The sequence below is a fragment of the Kitasatospora setae KM-6054 genome, from assembly GCF_000269985.1.
Classification (GTDB): Bacteria; Actinomycetota; Actinomycetes; order Streptomycetales; family Streptomycetaceae; genus Kitasatospora; species Kitasatospora setae.
This window is the reverse complement of record NC_016109.1, coordinates 2,556,901-2,582,543: the sequence shown is the minus strand read 5'-3', so window position 1 is coordinate 2,582,543 and position 25,643 is coordinate 2,556,901. Positions and strand designations below refer to the sequence as shown.

General features: G+C 74.4%; 25 protein-coding genes and 1 pseudogene. 12 read left to right on the top strand and 14 right to left on the bottom strand.

Annotated features, from left to right (window positions below; genetic code table 11):
• Nucleotides 1–276 precede the first annotated feature (276 nt).
• The 6 genes from KSE_RS11430 (at nucleotide 277) to KSE_RS11405 (ending at nucleotide 5,869) form a co-directional block, all read left to right on the top strand.
• Nucleotides 277–1,320, top strand: coding sequence for an alpha/beta hydrolase (locus KSE_RS11430; protein ID WP_014135463.1), 1,044 nt, complete (start codon nucleotides 277–279; stop codon nucleotides 1,318–1,320).
• 260 nt (nucleotides 1,321–1,580) lie between these two features.
• Nucleotides 1,581–2,333 (top strand): hemerythrin domain-containing protein, encoded by a 753-nt coding sequence (locus KSE_RS11425; protein ID WP_014135462.1) that lies wholly within the window; start codon nucleotides 1,581–1,583, stop codon nucleotides 2,331–2,333.
• Between the two features lie 104 nt (nucleotides 2,334–2,437).
• A complete protein-coding gene (locus KSE_RS11420; RefSeq protein ID WP_014135461.1) occupies nucleotides 2,438–3,097 on the top strand; it encodes an acyl-CoA-like ligand-binding transcription factor in 660 nt (219 codons plus the stop codon).
• A gap of 72 nt (nucleotides 3,098–3,169) precedes the next feature.
• Entirely contained in the window at nucleotides 3,170–3,937 is a 768-nt protein-coding gene (locus tag KSE_RS11415; protein WP_014135460.1) for an SDR family NAD(P)-dependent oxidoreductase, read from the top strand.
• 65 nt (nucleotides 3,938–4,002) lie between these two features.
• Nucleotides 4,003–5,043 (top strand): NAD(P)-dependent alcohol dehydrogenase, encoded by a 1,041-nt coding sequence (locus tag KSE_RS11410; RefSeq protein ID WP_014135459.1) that lies wholly within the window; start codon nucleotides 4,003–4,005, stop codon nucleotides 5,041–5,043.
• A 274-nt stretch (nucleotides 5,044–5,317) separates the two neighbouring features.
• Nucleotides 5,318–5,869: a DUF1697 domain-containing protein gene (locus KSE_RS11405; RefSeq protein ID WP_014135458.1), complete on the top strand. Its 552-nt coding sequence runs from the start codon at nucleotides 5,318–5,320 to the stop codon at nucleotides 5,867–5,869.
• Between the two features lie 30 nt (nucleotides 5,870–5,899).
• Here KSE_RS11405 and KSE_RS11400 read toward each other — a convergent pair whose 3' ends face one another.
• The 3 genes from KSE_RS11400 to KSE_RS11390 all read right to left on the bottom strand — a co-directional run bounded on the left by KSE_RS11400 (nucleotide 5,900) and on the right by KSE_RS11390 (nucleotide 8,531).
• Entirely contained in the window at nucleotides 5,900–6,868 is a 969-nt protein-coding gene (locus KSE_RS11400) for a DUF1152 domain-containing protein (protein ID WP_014135457.1), read from the bottom strand.
• Between the two features lie 216 nt (nucleotides 6,869–7,084).
• The gene (gene hemC / locus KSE_RS11395; protein ID WP_014135456.1) at nucleotides 7,085–8,056 is read right to left on the bottom strand and encodes a hydroxymethylbilane synthase; all 972 of its coding nucleotides are present in this window, start codon (nucleotides 8,054–8,056) and stop codon (nucleotides 7,085–7,087) included.
• Nucleotides 8,007–8,531 carry an NUDIX domain-containing protein gene (locus tag KSE_RS11390; protein ID WP_051055181.1) on the bottom strand — a complete coding sequence of 175 codons (525 nt, stop codon included), beginning with the start codon at nucleotides 8,529–8,531 and terminating at the stop codon, nucleotides 8,007–8,009. Before KSE_RS11390 ends, hemC begins: the two co-directional genes overlap by 50 nt.
• Before the next feature lie 440 nt (nucleotides 8,532–8,971).
• On the opposite strand from KSE_RS11390, the gene KSE_RS11385 reads away from it, so the two are divergent.
• The 3 genes and pseudogenes from KSE_RS11385 to KSE_RS39895 all read left to right on the top strand — a co-directional run.
• Nucleotides 8,972–9,802, top strand: coding sequence for a helix-turn-helix domain-containing protein (locus tag KSE_RS11385; protein WP_033259612.1), 831 nt, complete (start codon nucleotides 8,972–8,974; stop codon nucleotides 9,800–9,802).
• Nucleotides 9,799–10,011, top strand: coding sequence for a DUF397 domain-containing protein (locus KSE_RS11380; protein WP_014135453.1), 213 nt, complete (start codon nucleotides 9,799–9,801; stop codon nucleotides 10,009–10,011). The genes KSE_RS11385 and KSE_RS11380 overlap by 4 nt, the downstream gene beginning before the upstream one ends.
• A 58-nt stretch (nucleotides 10,012–10,069) precedes the next feature.
• A pseudogene (locus KSE_RS39895) lies at nucleotides 10,070–10,333 on the top strand (NUDIX domain-containing protein); the annotation flags it as partial.
• A gap of 21 nt (nucleotides 10,334–10,354) precedes the next feature.
• Here KSE_RS39895 and KSE_RS11375 read toward each other — a convergent pair.
• From KSE_RS11375 to KSE_RS11365, 3 genes are all read right to left on the bottom strand, one after another.
• A complete protein-coding gene (locus tag KSE_RS11375; protein ID WP_014135452.1) occupies nucleotides 10,355–11,317 on the bottom strand; it encodes a DUF1152 domain-containing protein in 963 nt (320 codons plus the stop codon).
• A 68-nt stretch (nucleotides 11,318–11,385) separates the two neighbouring features.
• Nucleotides 11,386–12,246 (bottom strand): siderophore-interacting protein, encoded by an 861-nt coding sequence (locus KSE_RS11370; protein ID WP_014135451.1) that lies wholly within the window; start codon nucleotides 12,244–12,246, stop codon nucleotides 11,386–11,388.
• Nucleotides 12,247–12,368: 122 nt separating this feature from the next.
• Nucleotides 12,369–12,728 carry an arsenate reductase family protein gene (locus KSE_RS11365; protein WP_014135450.1) on the bottom strand — a complete coding sequence of 120 codons (360 nt, stop codon included), beginning with the start codon at nucleotides 12,726–12,728 and terminating at the stop codon, nucleotides 12,369–12,371.
• A 117-nt stretch (nucleotides 12,729–12,845) separates the two neighbouring features.
• Here KSE_RS11365 and KSE_RS11360 point away from each other — a divergent pair, with 117 nt between their 5' ends.
• Nucleotides 12,846–14,141, top strand: coding sequence for a cytochrome P450 (locus KSE_RS11360; protein WP_014135449.1), 1,296 nt, complete (start codon nucleotides 12,846–12,848; stop codon nucleotides 14,139–14,141).
• Nucleotides 14,142–14,300: 159 nt separating this feature from the next.
• Nucleotides 14,301–15,491 carry a PP2C family protein-serine/threonine phosphatase gene (locus KSE_RS11355; RefSeq protein WP_081539377.1) on the top strand — a complete coding sequence of 397 codons (1,191 nt, stop codon included), beginning with the start codon at nucleotides 14,301–14,303 and terminating at the stop codon, nucleotides 15,489–15,491.
• Between the two features lie 24 nt (nucleotides 15,492–15,515).
• On the opposite strand, the gene KSE_RS11350 is transcribed toward KSE_RS11355, so the two are convergent.
• The 6 genes from KSE_RS11350 to KSE_RS11325 form a co-directional block, all read right to left on the bottom strand.
• On the bottom strand, nucleotides 15,516–16,430 hold the full coding sequence (locus tag KSE_RS11350; RefSeq protein ID WP_033259613.1) for a transporter substrate-binding domain-containing protein: 915 nt from the start codon (nucleotides 16,428–16,430) through the stop codon (nucleotides 15,516–15,518).
• Between the two features lie 303 nt (nucleotides 16,431–16,733).
• Complete coding sequence (locus KSE_RS11345; RefSeq protein ID WP_014135446.1) at nucleotides 16,734–17,300, bottom strand: hypothetical protein; 567 nt, start codon at nucleotides 17,298–17,300, stop codon at nucleotides 16,734–16,736.
• A 34-nt stretch (nucleotides 17,301–17,334) separates the two neighbouring features.
• Nucleotides 17,335–17,832 carry a hypothetical protein gene (locus KSE_RS11340; protein ID WP_014135445.1) on the bottom strand — a complete coding sequence of 166 codons (498 nt, stop codon included), beginning with the start codon at nucleotides 17,830–17,832 and terminating at the stop codon, nucleotides 17,335–17,337.
• A complete protein-coding gene (locus KSE_RS11335) occupies nucleotides 17,829–19,592 on the bottom strand; it encodes an alpha/beta hydrolase (RefSeq protein WP_051055177.1) in 1,764 nt (587 codons plus the stop codon). Before KSE_RS11335 ends, KSE_RS11340 begins: the two co-directional genes overlap by 4 nt.
• A gap of 2 nt (nucleotides 19,593–19,594) precedes the next feature.
• Nucleotides 19,595–19,939 (bottom strand): type VII secretion target, encoded by a 345-nt coding sequence (locus KSE_RS11330; RefSeq protein ID WP_014135443.1) that lies wholly within the window; start codon nucleotides 19,937–19,939, stop codon nucleotides 19,595–19,597.
• A 135-nt stretch (nucleotides 19,940–20,074) separates the two neighbouring features.
• Nucleotides 20,075–21,670, bottom strand: coding sequence for an MFS transporter (locus KSE_RS11325; RefSeq protein ID WP_014135442.1), 1,596 nt, complete (start codon nucleotides 21,668–21,670; stop codon nucleotides 20,075–20,077).
• Between the two features lie 130 nt (nucleotides 21,671–21,800).
• On the opposite strand from KSE_RS11325, the gene KSE_RS11320 reads away from it, so the two are divergent.
• On the top strand, nucleotides 21,801–22,463 hold the full coding sequence (locus KSE_RS11320; RefSeq protein ID WP_014135441.1) for a TetR/AcrR family transcriptional regulator: 663 nt from the start codon (nucleotides 21,801–21,803) through the stop codon (nucleotides 22,461–22,463).
• 150 nt (nucleotides 22,464–22,613) lie between these two features.
• Here KSE_RS11320 and KSE_RS11315 read toward each other — a convergent pair whose 3' ends face one another.
• Together KSE_RS11315 and KSE_RS11310 are read right to left on the bottom strand one after the other, a co-directional pair.
• Nucleotides 22,614–24,077 (bottom strand): phytoene desaturase family protein, encoded by a 1,464-nt coding sequence (locus KSE_RS11315; protein ID WP_014135440.1) that lies wholly within the window; start codon nucleotides 24,075–24,077, stop codon nucleotides 22,614–22,616.
• Nucleotides 24,078–24,158: 81 nt separating this feature from the next.
• Entirely contained in the window at nucleotides 24,159–25,556 is a 1,398-nt protein-coding gene (locus KSE_RS11310) for an MATE family efflux transporter (RefSeq protein WP_014135439.1), read from the bottom strand.
• Between the last annotated feature and the right edge of the window lie 87 nt (nucleotides 25,557–25,643).

The window sequence follows — 25,643 nt, the reverse complement described above, 5'->3', positions numbered from 1 at the left end:
TCCGGTCGACCGGCCGGGTCGGGGCGGGCCGTGCCCGGTCGGCACCCCCGCCGACCGGCCGGAACCACCCCCGCCGACCGGCGGGTTGTGGGTCCCGGCGCAACCGCTTCGGGGGGCGCCACGTCATAGGATCACGGGAGGTCCGGACCGCCGCAGCGCCGTGCGGCCGGGGCCCTACCCCGGGGGAGGGCCGGTGACCGCGTCGCGGCCGTCCCCCGACCACTGACCAGGGCCTGCACCCGGCTGCCGGGTGCGCCCCCGCCCGGAGAGACCACCGTGCTGCCGCAGCCCCGCCCCGCCGCCCGCCGCCCGCTGGCGGCCGTCGCCCTGCTCGCCCTCGCCGTCCCGCTCACCGCCTGCGGCAGTGCCGGCACCGGCACCGGAGCCGGGGACGCCCGGGCGGCGATCTCCGCCAACCAGGGTTCCGGCAGTGCCACGCCCTCCGCCCCCGCCAGCAGCAGCGCCCCGCCCAAGCCGACCAAGGTGCTGATGCCGACCGGCCCGGCCACCCAGTTCTCCAAGGCCCGGGACACCTCGGCCGGCCCGATCCTGATGACCACGCTGGCCGGCCCCAAGTCCGGGGTCAGCGGCAAGGTGTGGGTCTGGCTGCCCCCGCAGTACAACGACCCGAAGTACGCGAACACCGGCTTCCCGGTGCTCACCCTCTACGCGGGCGGGCAGAGCGCCGGCTACAACACCTGGACCGACAACCAGCTGCCGATCCAGGAGATCGACCAGCAGATGGTCACCCAGGGCAAGGCCCACCCGTTCATCATGATCATGCCGGTGCAGAACCTCGACTCCAACGAGGCCAAGGCGCTGGAGTGCGCCGACATCCCCGGCCAGCCGAAGATCGGCACCTGGATGTCCCAGGACATCCCCGACTTCGTCCGCGCCAACTTCCGCACCCTCAAGGGCCGCGACGGCTGGGCCGTGATGGGCGCCTCCACCGGCGCGTTCTGCAGTGCCAAGCTCGCCCTGCAGCACCCCGACGTGTTCAAGGCCGCGGTGCCGATCGACGGCTACTGGAACCCCGACTCGCCGCTCTGGAAGGGCCACGAGCAGGAGCGCCTGGCCAACAGCCCCGACCAGCTGATCGGCACCGGCACCGCCGACGTGCGGATGCTGGCCACCGCCGGCGGCGCCAACGGGTACGAGACCAAGCTGGTGAAGAACTGGATCGCCAAGGCCAAGGCGCCCACCACCGTCGAGTACTACGAGCAGCCCGGCGGCAAGCACCTCACCTCCGACTTCAAGAAGATGATCCCGACCACGCTGGAGTGGCTGACCGCCAACACCGCCGGGCCGGAGGCCGACTGAGCCGGGGCCGACTGAGTCGGGGCCGGAGGCCGATCGAGCCGGGGCCGACTGAGACGGGGCGGGGTGGGTAGGCGGTGGGGGCGAAAGTCCGTCAGAACCGCGCCGGAGCGGCCGGAAAACGTGCTGACCTGCACAGCAATCGGTCGTTCATTCGTCCCTGATGGACTGTGGTCACCCTGGAGCCGCGAACCGGAGAACCGGACCGGGGCGCCGCACCGCGGCCCCCTCCGGCAAGCCCAGACCGTCCCGAAGAGAGCGCCATGTCCCGTCACCTGCTGTCCGTCGGCCCCACGACCGTCCCCGCGCCGCAGGGCAGCGACACCGCGGTCCGCCGCGACGGGGCGTCCGCCGCTCCCGCGGTCGAGCCCTTGGCGTTCGCCGGGCTGCGCCTGGTGCACGCCGCCGTCCGCCGCGACCTCGCCCGGATCCCGCAGGCGCTGCGCCTGCTCCAGCCCGACGACCACGAGACCGCCCAGGCGCTGAAGCGGCACTGGGACTTCGTCACCGCGATGGTCACCTGCCACCACGAGCAGCAGGACACCCGGCTCTGGCCGGTGCTGCGCCGCTTCGCGCCCGAGCTGCGGCTGCTGCTCAACTGGCTGGAGTCCGACCACCACAACCTCGACCAGTGCTTCACCCGCACCACCACCCTGGTCGGCATCGCCACCCGCGACCCCGCCAGCTCCTGGCCGGTCTCCTACGCGGTCGAGGAACTGGCCGCCCGGGTGGAGACCCACCTGCGGATCGAGGAACGCCAACTGCTGCCCCGGATGGAGGGCGTCTTCCAGCCCGGATCCCGGATCGGCACCCTGCCCGAACTGCTCGACCTGCTGCGCTTCGCCGACGGCCCGTCCGCCTCCGACGCCCTGGTCTGGCTGCTGGAGGGCGTCGAGCCCGCCCAGATCGACCGGCTGCTCGCCGACTGCGACGACGAGACGGTGCGCCACTGGCCGCACTGGCGCGACACGTACGCCCGCTGCACCGACCTGCTGTGGGGGCCGGCCGGTCAGTGAGGCGCGTCCCGGACCCGTCCGGGACGTGAGCAGCACGACCCGGGCCGGAATGTCCCGGCGGGACTGATGTCTCGCCGGGACATTTTCAGTAGTACGGTGAGGGCATGAGCAGCGAACAGCCCGCACCCCCGGCCGCCGTGGTCTCTTCGGCCGGCCCCGCGGCGGCGGCGGACGGGCGGCGCGGGCGGAAGGCCCGTCGCACCCGGGAGGCGATGGCCGCCGCCGCGCTGCGCCGCACCCTGGAGCACGGCCTCGCCGCGCTCGCCGTCGAGGACGTCACGGACGCCGCCGACGTCTCCCGGCGCACCTTCAGCCGGCACTTCGCCTCCCGCGAGGACGCCGTGCTGGACTGCCTGCGCGCCGACTTCGCCCGGATCAACGAGGCGCTGGCCGCCCGTCCGGCCGCCGAACCGCCGGTCGCCGCGTACCGGGCCGCCGTCGCCGCCTGGGCGCGCGACCCCGAGCACCCCGCCTGGCACCGCCGGCCCGGCATGCGCGACCTGTTCGTGCTGATCGACGAGGAACCCGCGCTGACCGCCGCGTTCCGCCGGATCGCCGTCGCCGAGGAGGAGCGGTCGATCCGGCTGGTCGCCGCCCGGCTCGGCCTCGACCCGGCCACCGACCTGCGGCCCGCCGTCGCCGTCGGCCTCGGCGTCGCCGCGCTGCACGCCGCCACCCGCACCTGGGTGCGCGACCCCGAGGGCGACCTGCCCACCCTGCTCGACCGCGCCTTCACCCTGGCCGCGGCCGAACCCCCGAGCTGACCGACCACCGGCCGACCGGGAACCGCACCACCCGCGCCCACCCCTTCGCGCGGCGTACGAGAGGAAGCAACCATGACCACCCAGGAGTTCGCCGGCCGCACCGCCCTCGTCACCGGAGCCGCCTCCGGCATCGGACTGGCGACCGCCACCCTGCTCGTCGAGCGCGGCGCGAACGTCGCCGTCGCCGACTACGACCTCGACGGCGCCCGCGCGGCCGCCGACACCCTCACCGCGGCCGGCGCCGCCACCGGCGCGAAGGCGCTGGCCGTCCGGGTCGACGTCACCGACCCGGCCTCGGTGCAGGCCGCCGTCCGCGCCACCGTCGAGGGCCTCGGCCCGCTCAGCCTCGCCGTCAACAACGCCGGGATCGGCGGCCCGGTCGCCCCCACCGGCGCGTACGACCCGGAGGCGTGGCGCCGGGTGCTGGCCACCAACCTGGACGGCGTCTTCTACTCGATGCGCTACGAACTGCCCGAGATCCTGGCGGCCGGCGGCGGTGCGATCGTCAACATGGCGTCCATCCTCGGCACCAACGGCTTCGCCGGCTCGCCCGCGTACGTCGCCGCCAAGCACGGCGTGGTCGGCCTGACCAAGACCGCCGCCGTCGAGTACGCCCCGCAGGGCGTCCGGGTCAACGCGGTCGGCCCCGGCTTCATCGACACCCCGCTGCTCAAGGACACCGACCCGGCCGGCCGCGAACTGCTGATCTCGCTGCACCCCGCCGGACGCCTCGGCCGCGCCGAGGAGGTCGCCGAGCTGACCGCGTTCCTGCTCTCCGACCGGGCGTCCTTCGTCACCGGCGGCTACCACCTGGTCGACGGCGGCTACGCGGCCCGCTGAACCCACCACCAGCAGGGGGGCCGGGCGTACGCGAACGCGCCCGGACGCGAAGGAGCGTCGAAACCATGAAGGCAGTCCAGTACCGCACCGTCGGCGGCCACCCCGAGGTGGTCACCGTCCCCGATCCCGAACCCGGCCCCGGGCAGGTCCTGCTGAAGGTCACCGCCGCGGGCGTCTGCCACTCCGACATCGCCGTGATGAGCTGGCCGGCCGAGCAGTTGCCGTTCCCGCTCCCGCTCACCCTCGGGCACGAGGGCGTCGGCACCGTCGCCTCGCTCGGCGCGGGCGTCACCGGCCTCACCGAGGGCGAGTCGGTCGCCGTGTACGGCCCGTGGGGCTGCGGCGCCTGCGCCAAGTGCGCCGAGGGCAAGGAGAACTACTGCCTGCGCGCCGCCGAACTCGGCATCATGCCGCCCGGGCTGGGCGCGCCCGGAGCGATGGCCGAGTACATGGTCGTCGACGACCCGCGGCACCTCGTCCCGCTCGGCGACCTCGACCCGGTGCGCACCGTCCCGCTCACCGACGCCGGGCTGACCCCGTACCACGCGATCAAGCGCTCGCTGCCCAAGCTCGTGCCCGGCTCCACCGCGGTCGTCATCGGCACCGGCGGCCTCGGACACGTCGCGATCCAGCTGCTGCGCGCGATGACCGCGGCCCGGGTGATCGCCCTCGACGTCACCGAGGAGAAGCTCGCGCTGGCCCGCACCGTCGGCGCCCACGAGGCGGTCCTCTCGGACGGCGCGGCGGCTGGCCACGTCCGCGAACTCACCGCCGGACTCGGCGCGCAGGCCGTCTTCGACTTCGTCGGCGCCCCGCCCACCACCGCCCTGGCCGGACAGCTCGCCGCCGTCGAGGGCGACGTCACCATCGTCGGCATCGGCGGCGGCACCCTGGCGGTCGGCTTCGGCGCCCTGCCGTACGAGGTCTCCGTCACCTCCCCGTACTGGGGCAGTCGCGCCGAGCTGATCGAGGTCCTCGACCTGGCCCGGGCCGGCGCGGTCGACGTGCACGTCGAGACGTACGGCATCGACGAGGCGCCGCTGGCCTACGAGCGGCTGCACGCCGGGAAGATCAACGGGCGGGCGGTGATCCTGCCGAACGGCTGACCGGGCGACCGGTTGGTGGGGTGGCGGCTCGCGTGTGGCGGCTCCGGTGTTCGGACGGGGGCCGCCATCATCGGTGTTGTGACATCGATGCTGCGTCATGCGTGCCGTGACACTGATGTCGTGACATGGATGATGTGGCATGGATGTCGCAACATTGGTGTCAGGTCATCGATGCCGCGACATCGATGCTGCGACATTGATGTTGTGTCACCGATGCCGTGTCACCGATGTCGTGTCACCGAGGGTGTCGGTGCCGGGTCCTACACTCGGCCGGATGGAGACCTACATCGCCTTCCTGCGGGCGATCAACGTCGGTGGCCGCACCGTGAAGATGGACCGGTTGCGGGAGCTGTTCGCGGAGCTCGGGCTGGAGGGGGTGCGGACGTACATCCAGAGCGGGAACGTCTTCTTCCGCACTGCGGAGACCGACCGGGAGGCGCTGGTGGCCCGGATCGAGGCGGGGCTGGAGGCCGGGCTGGGCTACCCGGTGCCGGTGGTGCTGCGGACGGTCGGCGAGGTCGAGGCGGTGCTGGCGGCGGAGCCGTTCGCGGGGGTGGAGCCCGGTGAGGACAAGCGGCTGTTCGTGCTGTTCCTGTCCGAGCCGCTGCCGGCGGAGGTGCGGGCCGAACTGCCCGTCGTCTCGCCGAAGGGCGACTGGGAGATGATCGGCGCCACCCCGGGCGAGGCGTTCGTGGTGATGCACCTCCGCAACGGGCGGCTGAACGGCAACCCGGCCACCGCCTTCCCCAAGTCGTACCGGGGGCAGGCGACTTCGCGGTTCCTCCACACCACCGGGAAGATCGTCGCGGCGGCCCGGAAGGGCTGAGCGGCGGGAACGTCGTGGGGCGTCGCGCGGTCAGTGCGGGAAGGCGCGGGCCGGGCGGAGGCGGGGCAGTTCCTCGCGGAAGTCGGCGATCGCGGAGGCGATCTCCCGGGTCGTGGTGGTGCCCTCCAGGCGGTCGAGGTAGAGGTGGTGGGCGGCCAGGGCTTCGACGGTGGTGCCGAAGTAGAGCGTCATGAGGGGGTTGATGAACAGGGCGCTGTCGCCGGTGCGTTCGGTGAAGCGGGCGTCGCCGAACTCGCCGCGCAGGGCGGCGGCGACGGAGCCGTGCACGATGCTGGGGTGTTCGGGGCATTCGGTGCGGGCGTGGGTGACGGCGTCCAGGTAGTGGGCGGCCTCGGGGGAGTCGGGGGGAATGGAGAACGCGCCGAGGTAGCCGCCGTCGCGCTGGAGGGCGGCGAGGTTCTCCAGGACCAGGCTGTGGCTGACGCCGTGGTGGGCGTCGATGCCGAAGCCGAGGCAGGCGACCAGGCGGGTCGGCACGTTCCGGAGTCCGGCGACGGCGGCCAGCGAGGCCATGTCCTCCTCCGGGGTGCCGAGGCCGGCCTCGTCGCCGCGCAGCAGGATGTCGGTGCCGCCGTCGACCAGCAGGATCGCGTCCACGCCCAGGCGCCGCACCAGGGTGCGGTAGGCCGCGCGCAGCGGTTTCACTCCGACCGAGGCGAACGCCCAGACAGTGTCCGGGAGTTGCCGCGCGCGCAGCCAGCGGGCCAGCGAACGCTCGGGGAACCCGGTCTCGGCGGAGCGGGTGTCGGGCGTGATCCGGGCGAGGTGCGGTGCCTCCCAGGCGGTGCCGTCCAGGCCGTAGTGGTGGGTGAACGACAGGTTCGCCAGGTGCACCTCGCGGCCGGCGGCCCGCAGGGCGAGGGCGAGCGGCAGGCCCGCGTAGACGTCGTGGCCGCCGCCCGCGCCGGCGACCAAGATCCGTTCGGCGGCCAACAGGCGCGTGAGCAGGGGAGGTTCGAGGGCGCTCGTGGTGGTCACCGGGCGGACGGTAGCAGCCGTCGGCCGCCGGGGCGCGGGGTTTTCGGCGGCGCAGAGGCAACAGCTGCGGGTGGGGCTCCGAGGCGGTGCCGTCCTCGGGGGTGCACTTCCACGAGGGAACCTGCGGCGGGATCCTGCGCTCGAACGGCGGGGAAGGTGCGGCAGGGGAGGCGTGGCAGGCAACGGGTTCGCCAGGCCGCCGGCCCGCCGGGCGGGTCAGTGCGGGATGCCGGCGATGATCTCCCGCGCGCCCTGGCGGAGGAGTTCGGCGGCGACCCGGGCTCCGAGGGTGGCGGGGTCCTGGCGGTGCTCGTTCCACAGCATCGCGTTGGCGAACTTGCTGCCCTCGCGGTCGAACACCATGCCGCGCAGCGACAGTTGCCCGTCCGGCTCGGTGGTGCAGTACCCGGCGATGGGGCTGTTGCAGTGCCCGCGCAGGTTGTGCAGCAGCACGCGTTCCGCGGTCACCTCCCGCTGCGTGCGCGGGTGGTTGATCTTCTCCAGCAGGGCCGCCGTGGCCGGGTCGCCCTGGCGGCACTCCAGTCCGAGCACGCCCGCGCCGACGGCGGGCAGCATCTCGTCCATGCTCAGCACGTAGCCGGGACGCTCGATGCCGAGCCGGGCGAGCCCGGCCGCCGCGAGGACCATCCCGTCCGCGTGGACGTCGATCTGCTTCGCGCCGTCCAGCTTCTCCAGCCGGCTGCCGACCGCGCCGCGCACCCGCACGACCTCGAGATCGGGGCGGGCCCGCAGGATCTGCGCCTTGCGGCGGACGGCCGAGGAGAGGATGACCGCGCCCGGCGGCAGGTCGGCCAGCGTGCGGTACCCCGAGCCCTCGGGGAACAGCAGCACGTCCCGCACGTCCGGGCGTTCCATGTACGCGGCGAAGACCAGCCCGCGCGGCAGCGGCACGTCGCCGGGCACGTCCTTCACGCAGTGCACGGCCATGTCCACCGCGCCCGCCTGCAGCATGGCGTCGATCTGCTTGGTGTACAGGCCCTTGCCGCCGAGCTGCGCGAGGTCGCCCTGCCACAGGTCGGCCTCGGTGGTCACCGGCACCGTCTCGGCCACCAGGTCGGGGACGTGCTCGCGCAGCGCCGCAACGACCATGTCGGTCTGCGCGAGGGCGAGCGGCGAACTACGGGTGCCGATCCGCAGCGTCCTGGCGGGGTACTCGGCCGTCGTCATGGCGGGCCGTCCTTTCGGTTCGGGTCTCTCGGTAGGTGACGCTTCCGGGCCACTGGAGAGGCGCCCGGACCCGGGCGGCGACCGCGGGGTGCAGCAGCCGGCGGGCCTCGTCCCGGTCGGCCCACCGCCACGCCGACAACTCCCGCGCGTCCAGCACGATGCGGTCGGTGTCGGCCGCGCTGAGCATCGGCCCGGACCACAGGAACACGATCCGGTCCCGGGCGCCCTCGCGGCGGGCCTGGGCCCACTCGATGCCCAACAGGTCATCGGGCAACAGGTCGAGTGCGAGGGCCAACTCCTCGCGGCTTTCACGGCGGGCAGTGTCGAGCGGGGATTCCCCCACCTCGACCACGCCGCCGGGCAGGTGCCACGTGCCGATTCCGGCCGCCCGTACGATCAGCAGACGGGACGCGGGGTCGGTGCACAGCACGTAGGACGTGATCGGGTGTCCGGGGGCCTTGCTGCTCGACTTCACTCCCGCGGGGCGTTCGCGAACGGCGGGCGTGTCCGTCCGCATCGGCTGGGCGGGACCCGGTACGCCGTGTCGCAGGAACGGCACGTCATGTCGCCGCCCCGTGTGCGGGGCACCGGCAGGCCGGCCACGTGGTGGAGGAGTAGTGCGCCGGAAGTTTCCAGTCGTCCGGCACGGGGTCCGGATGCTCCTCCCGGGAGCCGTCGGCATCGACCGTGTAGACCCGGAGGGTCATCCCGCCCATTCGGGGCAACCGCTCCTCAAAGCCCGTTCTGTCAGCAGGTTTTCTTCCAGGCTCTTGCTGAGCGTCCGTCATGATCACTGCTCCGTAGCGTGGTTGCTCTCCGCGATGGTTACCGTCCGTGCTTCAAGCATCGACAGATCTGGCTACGATCGGAAGGGCTTGACCGTTGACTGGATCTGCTTGTCAAAGGGAGACGACCATGGAAGACGATCTCGAAGTTGACGCGGTGTCATCTCCGGCGCTTCGCTTCGGGAGGGAACTTGCCAGGTCAAGGGGTGCGCGCGGATGGTCGCAGACAGCGTTGGCCAAGCGCATGGGCTATGCCAACAGCTACGTCTCTCTGATCGAACGGGGTAAGCGCGCTCTGACTTTTACTTTCGCTGTCAAAGCCGATGAAGTGTTCGAAACCGGGGCTCGGTTCCAAGAGCTTTACCGCCTGTACTCCAGCTCCGCGCTACTGGAGGGCTTCTCGGAATTCGCCGAGGCGGAGGCAGGATGTTCACTGCTGCGGACCTTCCAGCTCAGCGTTGTACCCGGGCAGCTTCAGACGCCCGCCTATGCTGCGGCGCTCGCCGCGGCAGCAGTACACCGGGGTGACATCACCGAGGCGCAAGCCGAAACGAGAGTCTCGCTCTTGGCGGCTCGGCAAGAGTCTTTGCGGAGGGCCGACCCACCCCTCGTCCATGCGGTGATGGATGAGGGGTGCATCCGGCGGCCGATTGGGGGCCGGAGGGTGATGGCCGAACAGCTCGCCTACCTGGAGAGCTTGGCGAACAGCCCGCACTTCATGGTGCAGGTGGCCCCGTTCGACCTGGCAGAACGCGTGCCGTTCAGGATGCCCGTCGTTCTTCTCACCCTCGCGGACAGGTCAATCCTGGGGTACGCGGAGTCCTTGGCCCGGGGGCATGTGGAACGGGATCGCAAGACAGTGACGGCCTGGTCCGGACGCTACGATCGGTTGCAGGTGGAGTCCCTGTCGATGGCCGCTTCACTCGCCAGGATCCAGGCTGTTCGGAAGGAACTTGAATGATCGACATCGACCATGCCGACCTTCGCTGGGTGAAGAGCAGTTACAGCGACAACGGCGGCGACTGCGTTGAGGTGGCGCTCGGCGCCCATCCTGTCGTGATGCCTGTCCGGGACTCCAAGGACCCTGCCGGTCCCGTCCTGGTGTTCCCGACCGCCGCTTGGACGAGCTTCGTCGCTGCTGCTGCCGCAGGTGCGTTCGGCGAGCTCTGAGCTCCGCCGAACCCCCAACCTTGGGTGCTGCTGCTCGGGCGGCCGAGAGCCCCGCCATCTGCACGCCAGGTGGCGGGGCTTCGCCGTTCCTGCGCCGAGAGCCGAGCTGCCCCGCATAGTGGTGACCGGCAGTGAGGGGCGGGTGCTGCTCCAGCGGCGGACCGACAACGGCCTGTACGCGTTGCCGGGTGGCGCCATGGATCTCGGTGAGTCGCTTCCGGGGGGCGTTCGGGATATGCGTGAGGAGAGCGGCCTCGATGTGGAGATCACCGGGCTGGTCGGCACGTACACCGATCCCCGGCATGCGATCGCCTACTCGGACGCCGGGGCCTCGGGGCGGGTCTCAGTGGGGGAAGGCGCGGGGTGGGCGTTGGCGGGGGAGGGAGTCCTGGAAGCGGCCGATGGCGGAGGCGACCTGGCCGAGGAGAACGGTGTGTTCCAGGCGGTCGAGGTAGAGGTGGTGGGTGGCCAGGGCTTCGACGGTGGTGCCGAAGTAGAGCGTCATGAGGGGGTTGATGAACAGGGCGCTGTCGCCGGTGCGTTCGGTGAAGCGGGCGTCGCCGAACTCGCCGCGCAGGGCGGCGGCGACGGAGCCGTGCACGATGCTGGGGTGTTCGGGGCATTCGGCGCGGGCGTGGGCGACGGCGTCCAGGTAGTGGGCGGCCTCGGGGGAGTCGGGGGGAATGGAGAACGCGCCGAGGTAGCCGCCGTCGCGCTGGAGGGCGGCGAGGTTCTCCAGGACCAGGCTGTGGCTGACGCCGTGGTACGCGTCGATGCCGAAGCCGAGGGCGGCGACCAGGCGTTGGGGTACTTCGGTGAGTCCGGCGACGGCGGCCAGCGAGGTCATGTCCTCCTCGGGGGTGCCGAGGCCGGCCTCGTCGCCGCGCAGCAGGATGTCGGTGCCGCCGTCGACGAGCAGGATCGCGTCCACGTCGAGCAGGTCGACCAGCGCGCGGTAGGCCGCGCGCAGCGGCTGTACTCCGGTCGGGGGGAACGCCCAGACGGTGTCCGGGAGTTGCCGCGAGCGCAGCCAGCGGGCCAGTGAGCGTTCGGGGAAGTACCGGTCGGCGGAGCGGATGTCCGGGGTGATCCGGGCCAGGTCGGGGGCCGCCCAGACCTCCCGGTCGAGGCCGTGCAGGCTGCTGAACGACAGGTTCGCCAGGTGCACCTCGCGGCCGGCGGCCCGCAGGGCGAGGGCGAGCGGCAGGCCCGCGTAGACGTCGAAGCCGCCGCCCGCGCCGGCGATCAGGATCCGTTCGGCGGCCAGCAGGCGGGTGAGCAGCGGCGGCTGCAGGAGGCTCGTCACCAGCGGAAGGTACCAGGGGAGCGGGGGGAGCTCCGGGCACTCCGGGCAGTTCGCGGGGGCGGGCGGGGCTAGCGCTGGAGGTCGCGGAGGATCTCCTGGGCGTCGGCGAGGTCCTCGGGGGTGGGGGCGTCGTCCTGGGTGAGGCGGGCCCGCCAGTAGCCGGTGGCGTGGAGGGCGGCGCGGGGCAGGCCGCGGTCCTCGGTGAGGTGGCGGCGCAGGGCGCGGACGGTGCCGGCCTCGCCGGCCAGCCAGGCGGCGCCGGGGGCGGACGGGAGGGTGGCGGAGCCGAGGGCGGCCAGCAGCCGGGTGCCGTGCGGGGCGTCGCCGCGGTGGACCCAGTGGACGGTCAACTCGCCGAATCCGAGCAGGGGTTGCTCTTCCTCGGGGCCGGCCACCTCGATCCAGGCGTGGGCCCGGGCGCCGGCCGGCAGGGCCTCGGCCAGGGTGCCGAGCGCGGGCAGCGCGGACTCGTCGCAGGCGAAGAGCAGCGGCCGGCCGCCGTCCAGCGGGAACGGGCGGGCGAACTCGGGGGAGGGGCCGAACATCGCGAGCCGCTGCCCCGGCCGGGCCCGCGCGGCCCACGCGGCGGCCGGGCCGCCCGCGCCGTCGGTGCCGTGCAGGACGAAGTCGACGTCGACGGTGTGGAGTTCGGCGTCGTGGGCGCGGAGGGTGAAGGAGCGCATCCAGGGGCGCTCGGCCTCCGGGACGGCGTGGCAGGCCCCGTACCAGTCCATCAGGGACTGGCCGGGGGCCGGGGCGGGGAGGGCCGGGCGGTCCTGGCCGGGGCGCGGGAAGTACAGCTTGACCTGCTGGTCCGGCCCGGCGAGGGCGAACTCGCCGGGCGGCAGGGCGAAGGTGACCCGGACCGTCCGCGGCGTGGGCCGGTGCACGGCGGCGACGGTCAGGCGGCGGATCGGCAGGTCGGACACGGGCGCTCCCGGCGGGTGGAGGACGGACGGCTTCCGGACGTCGCCCAGCCTGCCGGGGGCCGCTGCCAGCCCGCTGTCAGGCCGCTGTCACCGGTGGTGCGGGGCCGGGCCCGGGGCGCGGTTCAGTGCGAGAGGACGTCCTTCAGCGCGTCCGGGGTGCGCCCGATCACCGTGTAGCCGTCGTCCGCGGTGATGATCGGCCGCTGGATCAGCTTCGGGTGCGCGGTCATCGCCGCCACCCAGCGGGCCCGGTCGCCCTGTTCGCGGCCCCAGGAGCGCAGGCCCAGCTCCTTGGCGACGGCCTCGTCCAGCCGGGCCACGTTCCACGGCTCCAGGCCCAACCGGTCCAGTACCGCCGTGAGTTCGGCGGCCGTCGGCGGCTCGTCCAGGTAGTGGCGGACGGTGTACTCGGCGCCCGCCGCGTCGAGTTCGCCGAGGGCGGTGCGGCACTTGCCGCACCGCGGGTTGATCCAGATCTCCATGGCCGCCCACCCTACCCACCCGGGCCGGGAACCCACCCGAGCCGGGCCGGGAACCCCGTTGCGCGGACCGGCCGTTGTGGAGAGAGCCGCGGGAACACCAGTGCGCAGGGGGAGAGCATGGACGACGTCATGGCGGCGACGGAGATCGTCGACGATCTGGTCGGACCGGAGGGCCGGCAGGACCCGTACCCCCGGTACGAGCGGCTGCGCGCGTACGGTCCGGTGGTGCGGACCGGCGCCGGGATGCTGGTGGTGACCGGCTACCAGGAGGCCGAGGAGGTGCTGCGCGCGCCCGGCTTCCTGGTCGAGGACGGGCAGATGCGGGCCGCCCTCGATCCCGGTTTCCTCGACCACCCCGGCGAGTACCTGCTCTCCTCGTCGATCCTGCAGCGCAACGCGCCCGACCACGGCCGGATGCGCTCGCTGATCGCCTCGGTCTTCACCCCGCGCCGGGTCGCCGCGCTCGCCCCCGCCGTCACCGCCGCCGTCGACGACCTGCTCGACGACCTGGCCCGGCGCGGCGCCGACGGCACCCCGGTCGACTTCCTGGACGCGTTCGCGTTCCGGCTGCCGGTCGGCGTGATCTGCGAACTGCTCGGCGTCCCCGTCGAGGACCGGCACCTGTTCCGCCCGCTCGCCGCCGACCTGACCGTCACCCTGGAGTTCGACCCGGACGAGGACGAGCGGGCCGCCGCCGACCTGGCCGCCGTCCGGCTCTCCGACTACTTCGCCGAACTCGCCGCCGCCCGCCGCGCCGACCCGCGCGACGACCTGGTCAGCGCCCTGGTGCGGACCGCCGACGCCGAACCCGACCGGCTCTCCGACCGCGAGCTGATCGCCAACCTGGCCCTGCTGCTGGTCGCCGGCTTCGAGACCACCGGCAACCTGATCGGCAACGCCCTGGCCCGCCTCTTCGCCCACCCCGAGGCCGCCGCCGCCCTGCGCGACGGCACCCTCGACCCCGGCGCCCTGGTCGAAGAAGTGCTCCGGCACGACCCGCCCGTCCAGCTCACCTCCCGGCTGGCCGCCCAGGACGGCCTCACCGCCGCCGGACTGCCCGTCGAGGCCGGCACCGCCGTCCTGCTGCTGCTCGGCGCCGCCAACCGCGACCCGCGCCGCTACCCCGACCCCGGCCGCTTCGACCCCTGGCGCTACCAGGCCGCCGACGGCCGGGAACCCGCCGGGCGGCCGCTCAGCTTCGGCAGCGGCCCGCACTTCTGCCTCGGCAGCCAGCTCGCCCGCCTGGAGGCCGCCACCGCCCTGCCCGCCCTGCTCCGCCGCTTCCCCGACCTCGCCCCCGCCGGACCGGCCCCCCGGCGCACCCGGCTGGTGCTGCGCGGCTACGGGACGCTGCCGGTCACCCTCGGGCCGGTCACCCCCGCACCGGTCGCCCCCGCGCCGGACGGCCGGTGACGCGGTCGGTCGGTGACGCAACTCACGACACGCTCCGCCGCCCGGCCGGAACAGGGCCAAGGTCCCGAGCCGTCGGGACCTTGGCAAGGGGTGGCCGGCCCGCGCCGCACGCGACCATGGGAGGAGCAGCACCCCCGTCCGGCCGCCGAGGAGGTCAGCATGGCAGCGCCGCCCGCCCCCGACGTCCGACCGGTCGATCCGGCTCCCGCACCGCCGCCGCGGCCCGCGCCCCCGGCCGACCAGCGCCGTCCCGCCGCGCCGTCCCCCGGCAGCGCCCGCTGGGAGGCCGCGATGGCCGCCGCGCTGCGCACCCCGACCTGGGTGCGGCTGCTGCCGGTCCTGCTGGTGATCGCCGACCTGGTGCTGGAACGCTCGATCCCCAGCTCCATCGCGGCCGGCTTCCTGCTCACCGTGATCCCGGTGGTCGTCGCGTTCAGCGGCGGCCCCGCGCTGGTCGCCGCCGCCACCGCCGTCACCGTCGTGCTGCAGGCCCTGCTCGGACTGCGTGCCGGACACCTCACCGAGCAGCACCACATGTGGACGTACCTGGCCACCGTGCTGGCCGGCACGATGGGCGCCGGACTCGCCTGGCAGCGCCGCCGCCAGGCCCGCGACCTGGTCCGGGTGCGGGCCGTCGCCGACGCCCTCCAGCACACCGTGCTGCGCCCCGTCCCGGCCCGGGCCGGGAGCCTGCGCACCGCCGGCCTCTACCACCCCGCGCAGGCGGACGTCGGCGTCGGCGGCGACCTGTACGAGGTGTGCGAGACCCGGTACGGCACCCGGATCCTGCTCGGCGACGTCCGCGGCAAGGGCCTGGACGCCGTCCGCACCGTCGCCGACGTGATCGGCGCGTTCCGGATCGCCGCCCACGAGACCGCCGGACTCGGCGAACTCGCCGACCAGTTGGACCGCGCCGTGCGCCGCGCCGCCGAACAGGACGGCGACCGCGAACTGTTCGTCACCGCCGTCCTCGTCCAGCACCGCCCCGGCACCGACCGGGTCGAGGTGGTCAACCGCGGTCACCTCAGCCCGCTGCTGCTCGCCCCCGGCCGGGTCGACGCCGTCCACTGCCCCGAGGACCTCCCGCTCGGCCTCGGCCACCTCGCCGCCGGTCCCGCCGAACCGCCCACCGCCGTCCCGCTGCCGCCCGGCCGCACCCTGCTGCTGCACACCGACGGCCTCACCGAGGCCCGCGACCGCGGCGGCGCCTTCTACCCGCTCGCCGACCGCCTCGCCACCCTCCCCGCCACCGGACCGGACGACGCGGTCGCCTTCCTCGACCACGACGTCCGCCGCCACGCGGGCGCGCTCACCGACGACGTGGCGGTGCTCGCCTTCGCCACCGGCTGAGACCCCGGGGGCGCGGCCCGCGGTCTACGGCCCGTTGGTGACCGCGTTCTGGATCGCGCCGACCGTCAGCTGGTGGTCGGCCAGCACCTGGTCGTACGTCCCGTCCATGATCAGCCGGTTCATCGCCCGCATCAGCACGTCCCGCAGCCGGCCGTCCTCCTTGCGCAGCGCGATCCCGAACGGGCGCGGCTGGATCTGCGGGCCGCCGATGTCGAACAGGGTGCCGTTCCCGACCGTCTGCACCGCGTACGTCGCCTTCGGGTAGTCGGTGATGTACGCGTCCGCCGGGCCCTTCAGGTTCTCGATCGCGGCGTTGTCGCTGTCCGTCTCCATGATCGTCAGCGGCCGTCCGGCCGGATCGCAGACCGCCTTCTGCCGGGCCGCCAGGTCGGCGTGCGTGGTGCCCTTCTTGACCGTCACGGTGTGCCCGCAGAGCCGGTCGATGTCGGTGATCTCCTTCGGGTTGCCCTTGTCCACGGCGATGCCGATGCCCGCCATGAAGTAGTCGACGAAGTCCACGCCCGCGTTGACCTGCTTGCCGTTCTTGTCCAGGCCCTGCTCGCGCTCCCGGGTGTCGGTGATCCCCGACATCGCGATGTCGTACTTGCCGCCCAGCAGGCCCGGCAGCACGTTCGCGAACACGCCCGCGTCCTGGAACTCCACCCGCACCCCCAGCAGCGACCCCAACTTCTGCGCCAGGTGCGGATCCAGGCCGTCCGGCTCGTTGCGGTCGTTGCGGTACACCACCGGCGCCGCCGTGAACGACGACCCCACCGTGAGCACCCCCGCCTTCCGCACCCGCTCCGGCAGCAGCGCCCGCAGGTCCGCCTGGTCGCTCGAACCGCCACCGATCCCGATGACGCCGCAGCCGCTCAACAGCAGCGTCCCGCCCGTCAAAGCGGCCAGCACGCTGCGCCTCCGCCCGGTCAACTGAGCCATTGCCGTCTCTCCCCGTGGTCGACGCGGAACACGACAAGCCCAGGGGCGACGGCCGGCACGGCGGCACGGCGCGCCGGAACGCGACATGGCGGTACCGAGGAAGACCCCTCGGCCGGCCGCCGTTCCGGCTAGATCGTTCCGACTATAACCAGCATGGTCACGTCAGCCCAATGCCACCCGCCAACTACTGTGCGTCAGACCGGTCCTGACGCCCGATCGGCACCGGTCGGCCCCGATTCGTCCGCACGGTGGGCACGCGGTGGGCACGCGGCGGGCACGCGGTGGGCGCCCGCCGAGGCGCGTTCAGGACCAGGCCGGGTCCTCGAAGGTCGGTACGGTGTCCGGCCCGCCGTCCTTCCCGGTCGGCAGCGGGCTCGGGGCGGGGCCGAACGGGGCGGTGCTGCCGGGGTCCCGCACCCAGGCGTCGGCGATCACGGTGACGTTGCCGACCGCGCCGACGCTGACCGTCACGCCGGTGCCGTCGGGGGCGGTGGCGCTCGCCAGGTCGGGAGCGCCGGTGTCGTGCGGGGTGTAGCCGAGGCCGCTCCAGTAGGCCCGGACCTGCTCCAGCAGGCGCGGCTGGTTGGCGGCCGACACCTTGGTCAGCACGTAGCGGCGGAGCGTCAGTTTGGCGGTGCCGTCGTTGTCCCGGGCGGCGTTCTCGTGCGGGACGGCCCGGTACGCGTCGTCGGCGTACCGGACGGCGGGGGTGAGCGCCCCGGTGGTGCCCTCGACCAGTTCGCGCAGCCGGGTACGGGCGGTGTCCAGTGCCACCACCGGCGGCTTCGAGCCGCCCGCGGACTCGCCGCAGCCCGCCGTTCCCAGGCCCAGCACCAGCAGTGCGACGGCGCCCGCCACCCGCAGCCTCATCCGTGTCCCCTCCGTCGGATCGCCTGCCCAGACCCTAGACCGACCAGAACGGGTCCTGCCGCCGGGGCATGGTGTCCATCGAACCGTCCGGTCCGATCGGCACCGTGCTGGCCCCGCCGAACGGGTAGGAGACGCCCGGCGCGGCCAGGCCGTCGACCCGGGCCAGCAGGGTGCCGTTGCCGGCGAAGCCGATCCTGAACTCGGCTTGCCCGTAAGGGGATTTGGCGCGCAGTACGGGCAGCACCGGGTCGTCCTCGGCCTCCACCGCCCAGCCGCGTTCGCGCCAGGAGCGGCCGAGTTGGGCGAGCAGGTCGGGGTAGCGGTGCTCGGCGATCCGGGTCAGCAGGTAGCGGCGCTTCTCCAGGTGGGCGGTGCCGTCCGGTTCGCGGGTGAAGGCGTGTTCGTGGGCGACCGCGACGTACGGGCCGTCTGCCCAGGCGACCGCCGGGACGAGGGCGGCGGGGGCGGAGTCGAGCAGTTCGTCCAGCGCGGCGCGTGCGGCGAGCAGCTCGGGCCCGAGGTCCTCGTTCATCGGTACTCCTGTCCGGACACCCGGTCGCCGTGGCCGGAGACGATCAAGCCCATGTTGCGCAGCGAGTGCCCGTCCCGGCCGTCGCCCTGGTTCCAGTAGTCGGAGTGCGATTCGAAGCCCAGCGGGCCGTCGGCGACGTCGAAGCGGTGCGCCCCGAACTCGCGGCTCGCCGGGTCCTGGCCGAACCACAGCTCGTCGGGGTCATTGTGCCCCGCGATCTTGTCGCCGAGGAAGCCGCCGGCCACCGCGCCGAGCGGGCCGCCGAGCAGGCCGCCGATGCCCGCGCCGATGCCGATGCCCTTGGCCTCGTCGTGGCTGGGCAGCTGGGAGACCGGGTCGTGCTCGGCCGCGCCGACCCACACGTGCCCCGCGCCGACGCCGAGTTGGGACGCCTGCTGGGCGCCGGTGCCGGGCGAGCCGACCAGGATGACGTCGTCCGCCGGGATCCCGCCGGGGCGCTGCGCGGCCTGGCCGACGGTGAACGAGCCGTACGAGTGGCCGAGCGCGGTGAGGTGCGCGGGCTGTCCCTCGTGCGAGGCGCGCAGGCCCTGGAGGAAGTCCTGGTAGGCCGCGCCGCCTTGTCTGGCCCGGTCGTCGCCGGCCACCGCGAACATGTCGGGGCTGATGCCCTTGACCTGCGGGGTGTCGTAGCCGAGCCAGGCGATCGAGGCGGTGGAGCGGCTCGGGTCGGTGTCGTGCGCGGCCTGCCACAGGTCGCGGGCCCGGTTGGCGTCGCCGCCCGCCATGTTCTTGACCTCGGTGTTCAGGCCGGGCACGTAGGCGACCACGTCGTCGGCGGTGTCCGGGTTGCCGTAGGCGATCGCGGCCCGGCCCTGGCCCTGGTCGCCGATCACCATCAGGTAGGCGGGGGGCTGTTTGCCCCGCTCCTCGGCGAGCCGGCCCTGGATCGCCCGGAAGCCCTCCAGCTTCTTCCGGTCCCAGTCGGAGAGGTCCTGGCGGCCGGAGAGTTCGGTGACCAGCCGGTCCAGGTTGATCCGGTTGGCCTGGTCGCGGGCGGGCGTCGGCAGGCCGTCGCGGTTGCCGAGTTCGGCCGGGTACGCCTGGAGCAGGCGCTGCTGTTCGTCCGGCGGGAGCGACTTCCACCAGGCGTTGACCTCGGTCGGCGGGGCGTCCTTGCCGGGCAGGCCGGCCCGGACCAGGTCCTCGCCGCCGCCGAGCGGGCTGAGCGCGTCGACCACGGCGCTGTTCAGGCGCATCGCGGCGGTGCCGGGGTCGAGGCCGGCGCCGGTGCGGGCGTCCTCGGTGTACCGGCGCAGGCGCTGGGCGGTGACCTGGTCGGCGTGCGCGGCCTCGGTGAGCGCGTCGGCGATCCGGTCGCGCAGGTCGCCGCCCTGCCGGGAGCGGTCGGCGGCGTCCGGGTCGTGGAGTTCGGCGGGGGTGGGCGCCGGCCAGGAGACGCCGCCGTCGTCGGCGACGGTGAAGCCGTGCGCGGCCGCGTAGGCGAGCGCGGCCCGCAGTTTGGAGCGGGCGCTCAGGAACGCCTCGGCGCCCTCGCGCAGCACCGGCGCGATCCGGGACAGCTCCAGGTGGGCGGCGGCCAGCTTGCCGGTGGTGCGGGAGAGCGAGCGGTGGGCGCCGTCGGCGGCGGTGCCGGTCCAGCCGGAGTGCCGGACGCGGCCGTCGACGCCGGTCCGCCAGGTGTCGGCGTGGCCGGAGAACGCCTCGGCCAGCGCGGCGTACGCGTCGGCGGCGCCGAACAGCCGCTCCGGGTCGGCGTCGCGCAGGGTGGGGACGTCCATGCTCACCGCCCCGCCGTCAGGCCGCGGGCGGCCTCCTGATCGGCCCGGCGGTAGTTCGCCGCGGTCCGCCGCAGGTCGTCGCCCTGCCGGTCCATCTCGGCGGAGAGCGCGTCCAGCAGCCGCCGCCACTCGTCGGTGCAGGAGTCGAGTTCGCCGCCGGTGCTCCAGCCGCGCAGCCCGGCCTCGGCGGCGTCCGAGGCGCCCAGCACCCGGGAGGTGCCGCCGGGGACCTGCTCGGCGACGCCGCTCGCCGTCCGCCCGGCCCCGTCCAACTCGCCCGGCTCCACCCGGAAGCCGTCCCCGCCGCCGCCACTGCCGCCGTTGCCGTCCGGGCCCACGCTCAGCACGCCATCCTCCACTGCCGGTGTCGGTCCGACCACTTGAGCCGGTCATGCTAGCGAACGGAGGCGTCGAAACCGTACGCGTTCACCACACTCGCTCAACTGCCCGCCGAGCCCGGACGGGTCGTGGCTGATGTAGCGTCAGATGGCGTCGGCTGGTGCGGGGTTGGGGACGGGTGCGGCCGGGGTGGGCGCCGGGGCGGCCGACGGCACGGCCGACGGGCGGAGCAGCAGGGCGACCAGGACGGCGGTCGCGGCGAGGGCCGCCGAGCCGCAGCGCAGTGCCAGGTGCAGGGCGTCCACGAAGGAGGCGTCCACGGCGGCCCGGACGGGCGCCACGGCCGGGGCGGCGTCCGCCGCGCCGTGGCCGGCGAGCGCGGCGACCGCGTGCGGCACGCCGTCCGCGGGCAGGCCGAGCCGGTGCAGGGAGCCGGTCAGTGCGCCGGTCAGCCGGTCGGTCAGGACGGCGCCCAGCACGGCGATGCCCAGCACACCGCCGAGTTCGCGCAGCGTGTTGACGGCCGCCGAGGCCATGCCGGTGCGCTCCGGGGCGACCCGCCCCAGCACCGCGATCGACACCGGCGTGAAGGTCAGGCCCATGCCGAGGCCCAGCAGCACCAGGGCCCACGCGTACGACCAGTAGTGCGCCTGCCCCGAGTACAGCGACAGCCCGCCCAGGCCCACCGCGCACAGCGCGATGCCCAGCGCCAGCGGCCGGCGCGGCCCGTACCGGGCGGTCAGCCGACCCGACAGCGGCGCCGCGAACACGATCACCACGCTCATCGGCAGGCCCGCGTACCCGGCGGCGGTCGGCGACCAGCGCATCACGCCCTGCAGCATCAGCGGCAGGAAGAACAGTGCGCCGAACATCCCGAAACTCACCATCAGCCCGCTCAGCAGTGCCCCCGCCAACACCCGGTCGCGGAACATCCGCAGCTCCAGCATCGGCTCGGCGACCCGCAGTTCGACCAGGACGAACAGCCCCAGCAGCACCGCCGCCGCCAGCCCGCAGGCCAGTACCCGGCCGTCCGTCCAGCCCCGGCCCGTGCCCTCGACCAGCCCGTACACCAGCGCGCCCAGCCCGCCCGCCGACAGCGCCAGCCCCACCGCGTCCACCCGCCGGGGGCGCGGCGCGACCTCCGGCAGCACCCGGTACGCCAGCACCAGGCCGACCAGGCCGACCGGCACGTTGATCCAGAACACGCCGGCCCAGCCGAACGCGTCCACCATCGGACCGCCGACCACCGGCCCGACCGACAGGCCCAGCGCCGAGACGCCCGACCAGAGGCCGATCGCCCGGGCCCGCTCCCGCTCGTCCGTGAACACCTGCCGCAGGATCGCCAGGCTGCCCGGCGTCAGCAGCGCCGCGCCGACACCCTGCAGCATCCGGGCCGCGACCAGCGCGCCGATCCCGCCGAGCCCGCCCGCGAGCGCGGCCCCCGCCGAGCCCAGCGTGAACAGCGCCAGCCCGAGCCGGAACACCCTGGTCCGGCCGTACCGGTCGCCGAGCGTGCCGCCGGTCAGCAGCAGCGCCGCGTACACCAGGCTGTAGCCCTCGGCGACCCACTGCAGGCCGCTGATGCCCGCGTCCAGGTCCCGGCCGATCCGGGGGAGGGCGATGTTGACGATGACGTTGTCCAGCATCGCCATGAACATCGTGACGCAGAGCGTGGCGAGCGCCTGCCGCTTGCGGCGGGCGCTCGTGGTGCCGGTGGTGCCGGTGGCGCGGTCGTCCATCTCTCCCCCTGCGGGCGTGCCGAATAGGCCCCTAACGGTGTTAGGGGCTGCGATCGCGCCCCCAGCATCGCTCTAACGGTGTTAGATTGCAAGCGCGAAACCGCGCCGTCCGCCGCCCCCAGGAGCAACCGTGGCCCCGCCCCCCGCGCGCACCGTCACCCGCGAACGCATCGCCGACGCCGCGCTGCTCGTCCTCGAACGCGAGGGCCTGACCGGCCTCTCCATGCGCAAGGTCGCCGCCGAGATCGGCGTCCAGGCCGCCTCGCTCTACTGGCACGTCCGCAACAAGGAGGAACTCCTCGACCTCCTCAACGACGCGATCATCGCCGACGCCGAACTCCCGCCCCGCACCGGCGACTGGCGCCACCAGTACCTGGAGTACGGCCGCCGCTACCGCGCCCTGCTGCTCGCCAAACGCGACGCCGCCAAGGTCGTCGCCGGACGCCTCGCCCCCGGCCCGCACATCCTCGCCGTCCTGGAGGACCAACTCGACCGCCTCCGCGGCGCCGGCTTCACCGACGCCGACGCCGCGATGGCCTCCTACCTGCTCTCCGCCTACGTCCAGGGCTTCGTCCTCCAGGAGCAGTCCCCCCTCTCCGCCACCGAAGCCGCCGGCGCCGGCCGCGGCCAAGCCGCCCGCGAAGCCGGCGACACCTTCCGCGCCCTCGCGCCCGACACCTACCCCAACCTCGTCGCCCTCGCCGACGACCTCACCGACCCCGACATGAACACCCGCTTCGAATTCGGCCTCCAACGCCTCGCCGACGGCCTCGCCACCCGCCTGCCCAAGTAGCGCCCCCGGGCGGCATGTTGTCCCGCCTGGGGCGGTGCTGGGCCTGCGGCCCTTGCTTCCCGCCTGCGGCGTGGTGTTCCGCTTGCCCAAGTGGCTTCTCTGGGAGGCGTGTTGTCGTGCCGGGGGCGCGGTGTTCGGTGGGCGGGGGTGTCAGGCGGGTGGGTGCGGGGCCAGGGAGGGGAGGCGGCGGAGGCCGAATTCGTGGCGGAGGGCGGAGCGGGCGGCGTAGTACCCGGGCATGCCGTGGACGCCGGGGCCGGGTGGGGTGGCGGCGGAGCAGAGGTAGACGCCGGGGAGGGGGGTGGTGTGCGGGTCGGGGCGGAGGGTGGGGCGGATCAGGGACTGGGTGAGGGTCATCGCGCCGGCCGCGATGTCGCCGCCGACGTAGTTGGGGTTGTAGTGCTCCAGTGCGGCGGCGCTGACGCCCCGGGAGGCCAGCACGGTGTCGGTGAAGCCGGGGGCGTACGCCTCGATCCGGGCGGTGACCAGGGCGACCGGGTCGGTGTCGTCGCCGTTCGGCACGTGCGCGTAGGCCCAGAGCGGGCGGGCGCCGGGGCGGGCCCGGGAGGGGTCGGCGGCGGCCGGGTCGACGACCAGGACGAAGGGGCGGTCGGTGCGTACGCCCCGGGAGACCAGGGTCTCCTGGCGGAACACCTCGGTGTGGCTGCCGCCGAGGTGCACGGTGGCGGCCCGGCCGACCTCCGGGTTCGCCCACGGGACGGGGCCGCTGAGCAGGTAGTCGACCTTGGCGGCGCCCGGCCCGTACCGGAACGCGGCCAGGGCGCGGCGGTAGCGGGCGGGCAGTCGGGGCGCGGCGATCCGCAGGAACTCCTTCGGGCCGACGTCGAGCAGCACCGCGCGGGAGCGGTGGAACTCGCGCAGGTCGGTGATCCGGCGGCCGGTGTGCACCCGGCCGCCGTGCGCGGTGAAGTCGTCGGCGAGGGCACGGGCCAGCGCGCCGCTGCCGCCGCGGACCACCGGCCAGCCGGTGCCGTGGGCGAGGTGGCCGAGCAGCAGGCCGACCGCGGCGGAGGCGGGTGTCGGCATCGGGCCGACCACGTGCGCGGCGACGCCGGCGAGCAGCGCGGCCGCCTCCGGCCCGGTGAACTGCCGTCCGGCCAGCGGGGTGCCGTGCCGCAGTACCCGTCCGGCGAGCAGGAACGGCACGGCCGGGTCGGTGGGTGGGTGCCGCTGGTCGGAGAGCATCAGGTCGACGAGGGCGCGGCTGCGGTCGAGCAGCGGTGCCATCAGGGCCCGCCAGCGCGGCCCGTCCGGTCCGAGCCGTTCGCAGGTGGCGTCGAGCGAGTGGTGGGCGAGGCCGGCCCGGCCGCCGTCCAGCGGGTGGGCGTAGCTGATCTCGGGGAGCAGCAGGTCGACGCCCCGGGCGGCCGGGTCGAACGCGCGGAAGAAGCGGGAGGCCGCCGCCATCGGGTGCACGGCGGCGCAGACGTCGTGCACGATGTCGTCGCGGAACAGCGCCTTCGAGCGCAGCCCGCCGCCCAACTCGTCGGCGGCCTCGTACAGTTCGACGTCCAGGCCGGCCCGGGCCAGTATCACCGCGGCGGCGAGCCCGTTCGGCCCGCTGCCGACGACCACCGCGTCCGGGGCGCTCACCGCGCGCTCACCGCCGCGCCCGGCACCGGCACCGGCACGCTCATGACCGTCCTCCGACCCGTGGGATCCCCGTTCGCGGCGTCAACGTACACCCCTGGCCGCGGTGCCGGGGCGGTGGCGCGGGTCGTCCCCGGACGGTTCGCGGCCGGGCGGTCCGGGCCGTTCCGGCGGGTCCGGGGGTGCCGCGCGCCGGTACAGCCGGGCGGCGGCCGCGCACTGCGCGGCCATGGCGGCGGCCATGGCCGCGCAGACGCCGGGCAGTCCCGCCCCCGACAGGGCGTGGGCGAGGGCCAGTTGGAGCGCCACCCCGTACGTGGTGATCCGGGCCAGGGCGGTGCTGTCGCCCCCGCCCTGGAACACTCCGCCCAGGGCGATGAAGCAGGCGAGCAGCACCAGGTAGGGCCCCAGGCAGCGCAGGTAGAGCGCGCCGGCGGCGGTCACGGCGTCCGAGGCGTGGAAGGCCAGCATGATCCACCGCCCGGCGGCGAGCAGCGCCAGCGCGGCGGCGAGCCCCAGCGTCCCGCCGAGGAGCAGCGCCTGCCGTCCGACGGCCCGCCGTTCGTCGTGTCCGGCGCCGAGCAGGTGGGAGGTGTGGATGGCGGCGGCCTGGCGCACCGCGTAGAAGGCCATCGTCGCGACGTACCCGGCCTTGGTGGCGATCCCGTAGGCGGCGACCTCGGTGACGCCGATCCGGGCGACGACGGCCACCAGGACGAGCGCCCCGGTCATCCGGACGACGAAGTCGGCCGACATCGGCAGCCCGGTCGCGGCGACCCGGCGGGCGTCGGCGCGGAGCGTTCCCGTCCGGGCCCGGGGGGCCCGGGCGGCCCCGCGCAGCAGGGCGTTGCGGCGGAGCGCGCGCAGCCCGCAGCCGAGCGCGGCGGTGCGGCCCAGCACGGTGGCGATCGCGGCGCCGCGGACGCCGAGCCCGCAGCCGAGGATGAGCAGCGGGTCCAGGGCGAGGATCAGTCCGTTGGCGAGCAGGGCGAGCCGCATCGGGGTGCGGGTGTCGCCCGCGCCCTTGAGCACGCCGTCGACCACGTTGCCCGCGAAGAACACCGCGACGCCCGGCAGCGCGACGGACAGGTAGTCGGTGGCGAGCGGCAGCGCGCCGCCCTCGCCGCCGCCGAGCACCAGCCGGGCGAGCGGCTCGCGGCACAGGAACCCGCCCGCCGCCACCACCGGGGTGACCGCCGCCCACAGCGCCCAGCCGCCGCGCACGGCGGAGCGCACCGCCGCCGGGTCGTCGGCGCCCCTGGCCCGGGCGACCAGCACGGTCGTGCCCGAGCCGGCGGCCAGGATCACGCCGAGCAGCAGGTTCTCCAGGTTGGTGGCGACCGCCACCGCCGCGACGGCCGCCCCGCCGAGCCCCGCCACCCAGACCATGTTGACGATCCCGGCGGTGACGCCCGCGAGCAGTTCCAGGTAGACCGGGTACGCCAGCGACACCAGCGCGCGCCGGTGCTCCGTCCCCCTCATGGCCGAGCCCCCCTCTTTTCGCTGTACCTCGAATCGAGGTACAGCGAAAAGAGGTAGCATGGCCGGGTCGGACGGGCAAGGGCCCGG

Coding starts and splice junctions, on each gene's coding strand:
- KSE_RS11365 (WP_014135450.1), bottom strand. CDS start 12,728: ATGGAGATCTGGATCAACCCGCGGTGCGGCAAGTGCCGCACCGCCCTC.
- KSE_RS11405 (WP_014135458.1), top strand. CDS start 5,318: ATGGAGACCTACATCGCCTTCCTGCGGGCGATCAACGTCGGTGGCCGC.
- KSE_RS11325 (WP_014135442.1), bottom strand. CDS start 21,670: ATGGACGACCGCGCCACCGGCACCACCGGCACCACGAGCGCCCGCCGC.
- KSE_RS11345 (WP_014135446.1), bottom strand. CDS start 17,300: ATGAGGCTGCGGGTGGCGGGCGCCGTCGCACTGCTGGTGCTGGGCCTG.
- KSE_RS11310 (WP_014135439.1), bottom strand. CDS start 25,556: ATGAGGGGGACGGAGCACCGGCGCGCGCTGGTGTCGCTGGCGTACCCG.
- KSE_RS11420 (WP_014135461.1), top strand. CDS start 2,438: ATGAGCAGCGAACAGCCCGCACCCCCGGCCGCCGTGGTCTCTTCGGCC.
- KSE_RS11360 (WP_014135449.1), top strand. CDS start 12,846: ATGGACGACGTCATGGCGGCGACGGAGATCGTCGACGATCTGGTCGGA.
- KSE_RS11380 (WP_014135453.1), top strand. CDS start 9,799: ATGATCGACATCGACCATGCCGACCTTCGCTGGGTGAAGAGCAGTTAC.
- KSE_RS11385 (WP_033259612.1), top strand. CDS start 8,972: ATGGAAGACGATCTCGAAGTTGACGCGGTGTCATCTCCGGCGCTTCGC.
- KSE_RS11355 (WP_081539377.1), top strand. CDS start 14,301: ATGGCAGCGCCGCCCGCCCCCGACGTCCGACCGGTCGATCCGGCTCCC.
- KSE_RS11335 (WP_051055177.1), bottom strand. CDS start 19,592: ATGGACGTCCCCACCCTGCGCGACGCCGACCCGGAGCGGCTGTTCGGC.
- KSE_RS11425 (WP_014135462.1), top strand. CDS start 1,581: ATGTCCCGTCACCTGCTGTCCGTCGGCCCCACGACCGTCCCCGCGCCG.
- hemC (WP_014135456.1), bottom strand. CDS start 8,056: ATGACGACGGCCGAGTACCCCGCCAGGACGCTGCGGATCGGCACCCGT.
- KSE_RS11340 (WP_014135445.1), bottom strand. CDS start 17,832: ATGAACGAGGACCTCGGGCCCGAGCTGCTCGCCGCACGCGCCGCGCTG.
- KSE_RS11415 (WP_014135460.1), top strand. CDS start 3,170: ATGACCACCCAGGAGTTCGCCGGCCGCACCGCCCTCGTCACCGGAGCC.
- KSE_RS11350 (WP_033259613.1), bottom strand. CDS start 16,430: ATGGCTCAGTTGACCGGGCGGAGGCGCAGCGTGCTGGCCGCTTTGACG.
- KSE_RS11410 (WP_014135459.1), top strand. CDS start 4,003: ATGAAGGCAGTCCAGTACCGCACCGTCGGCGGCCACCCCGAGGTGGTC.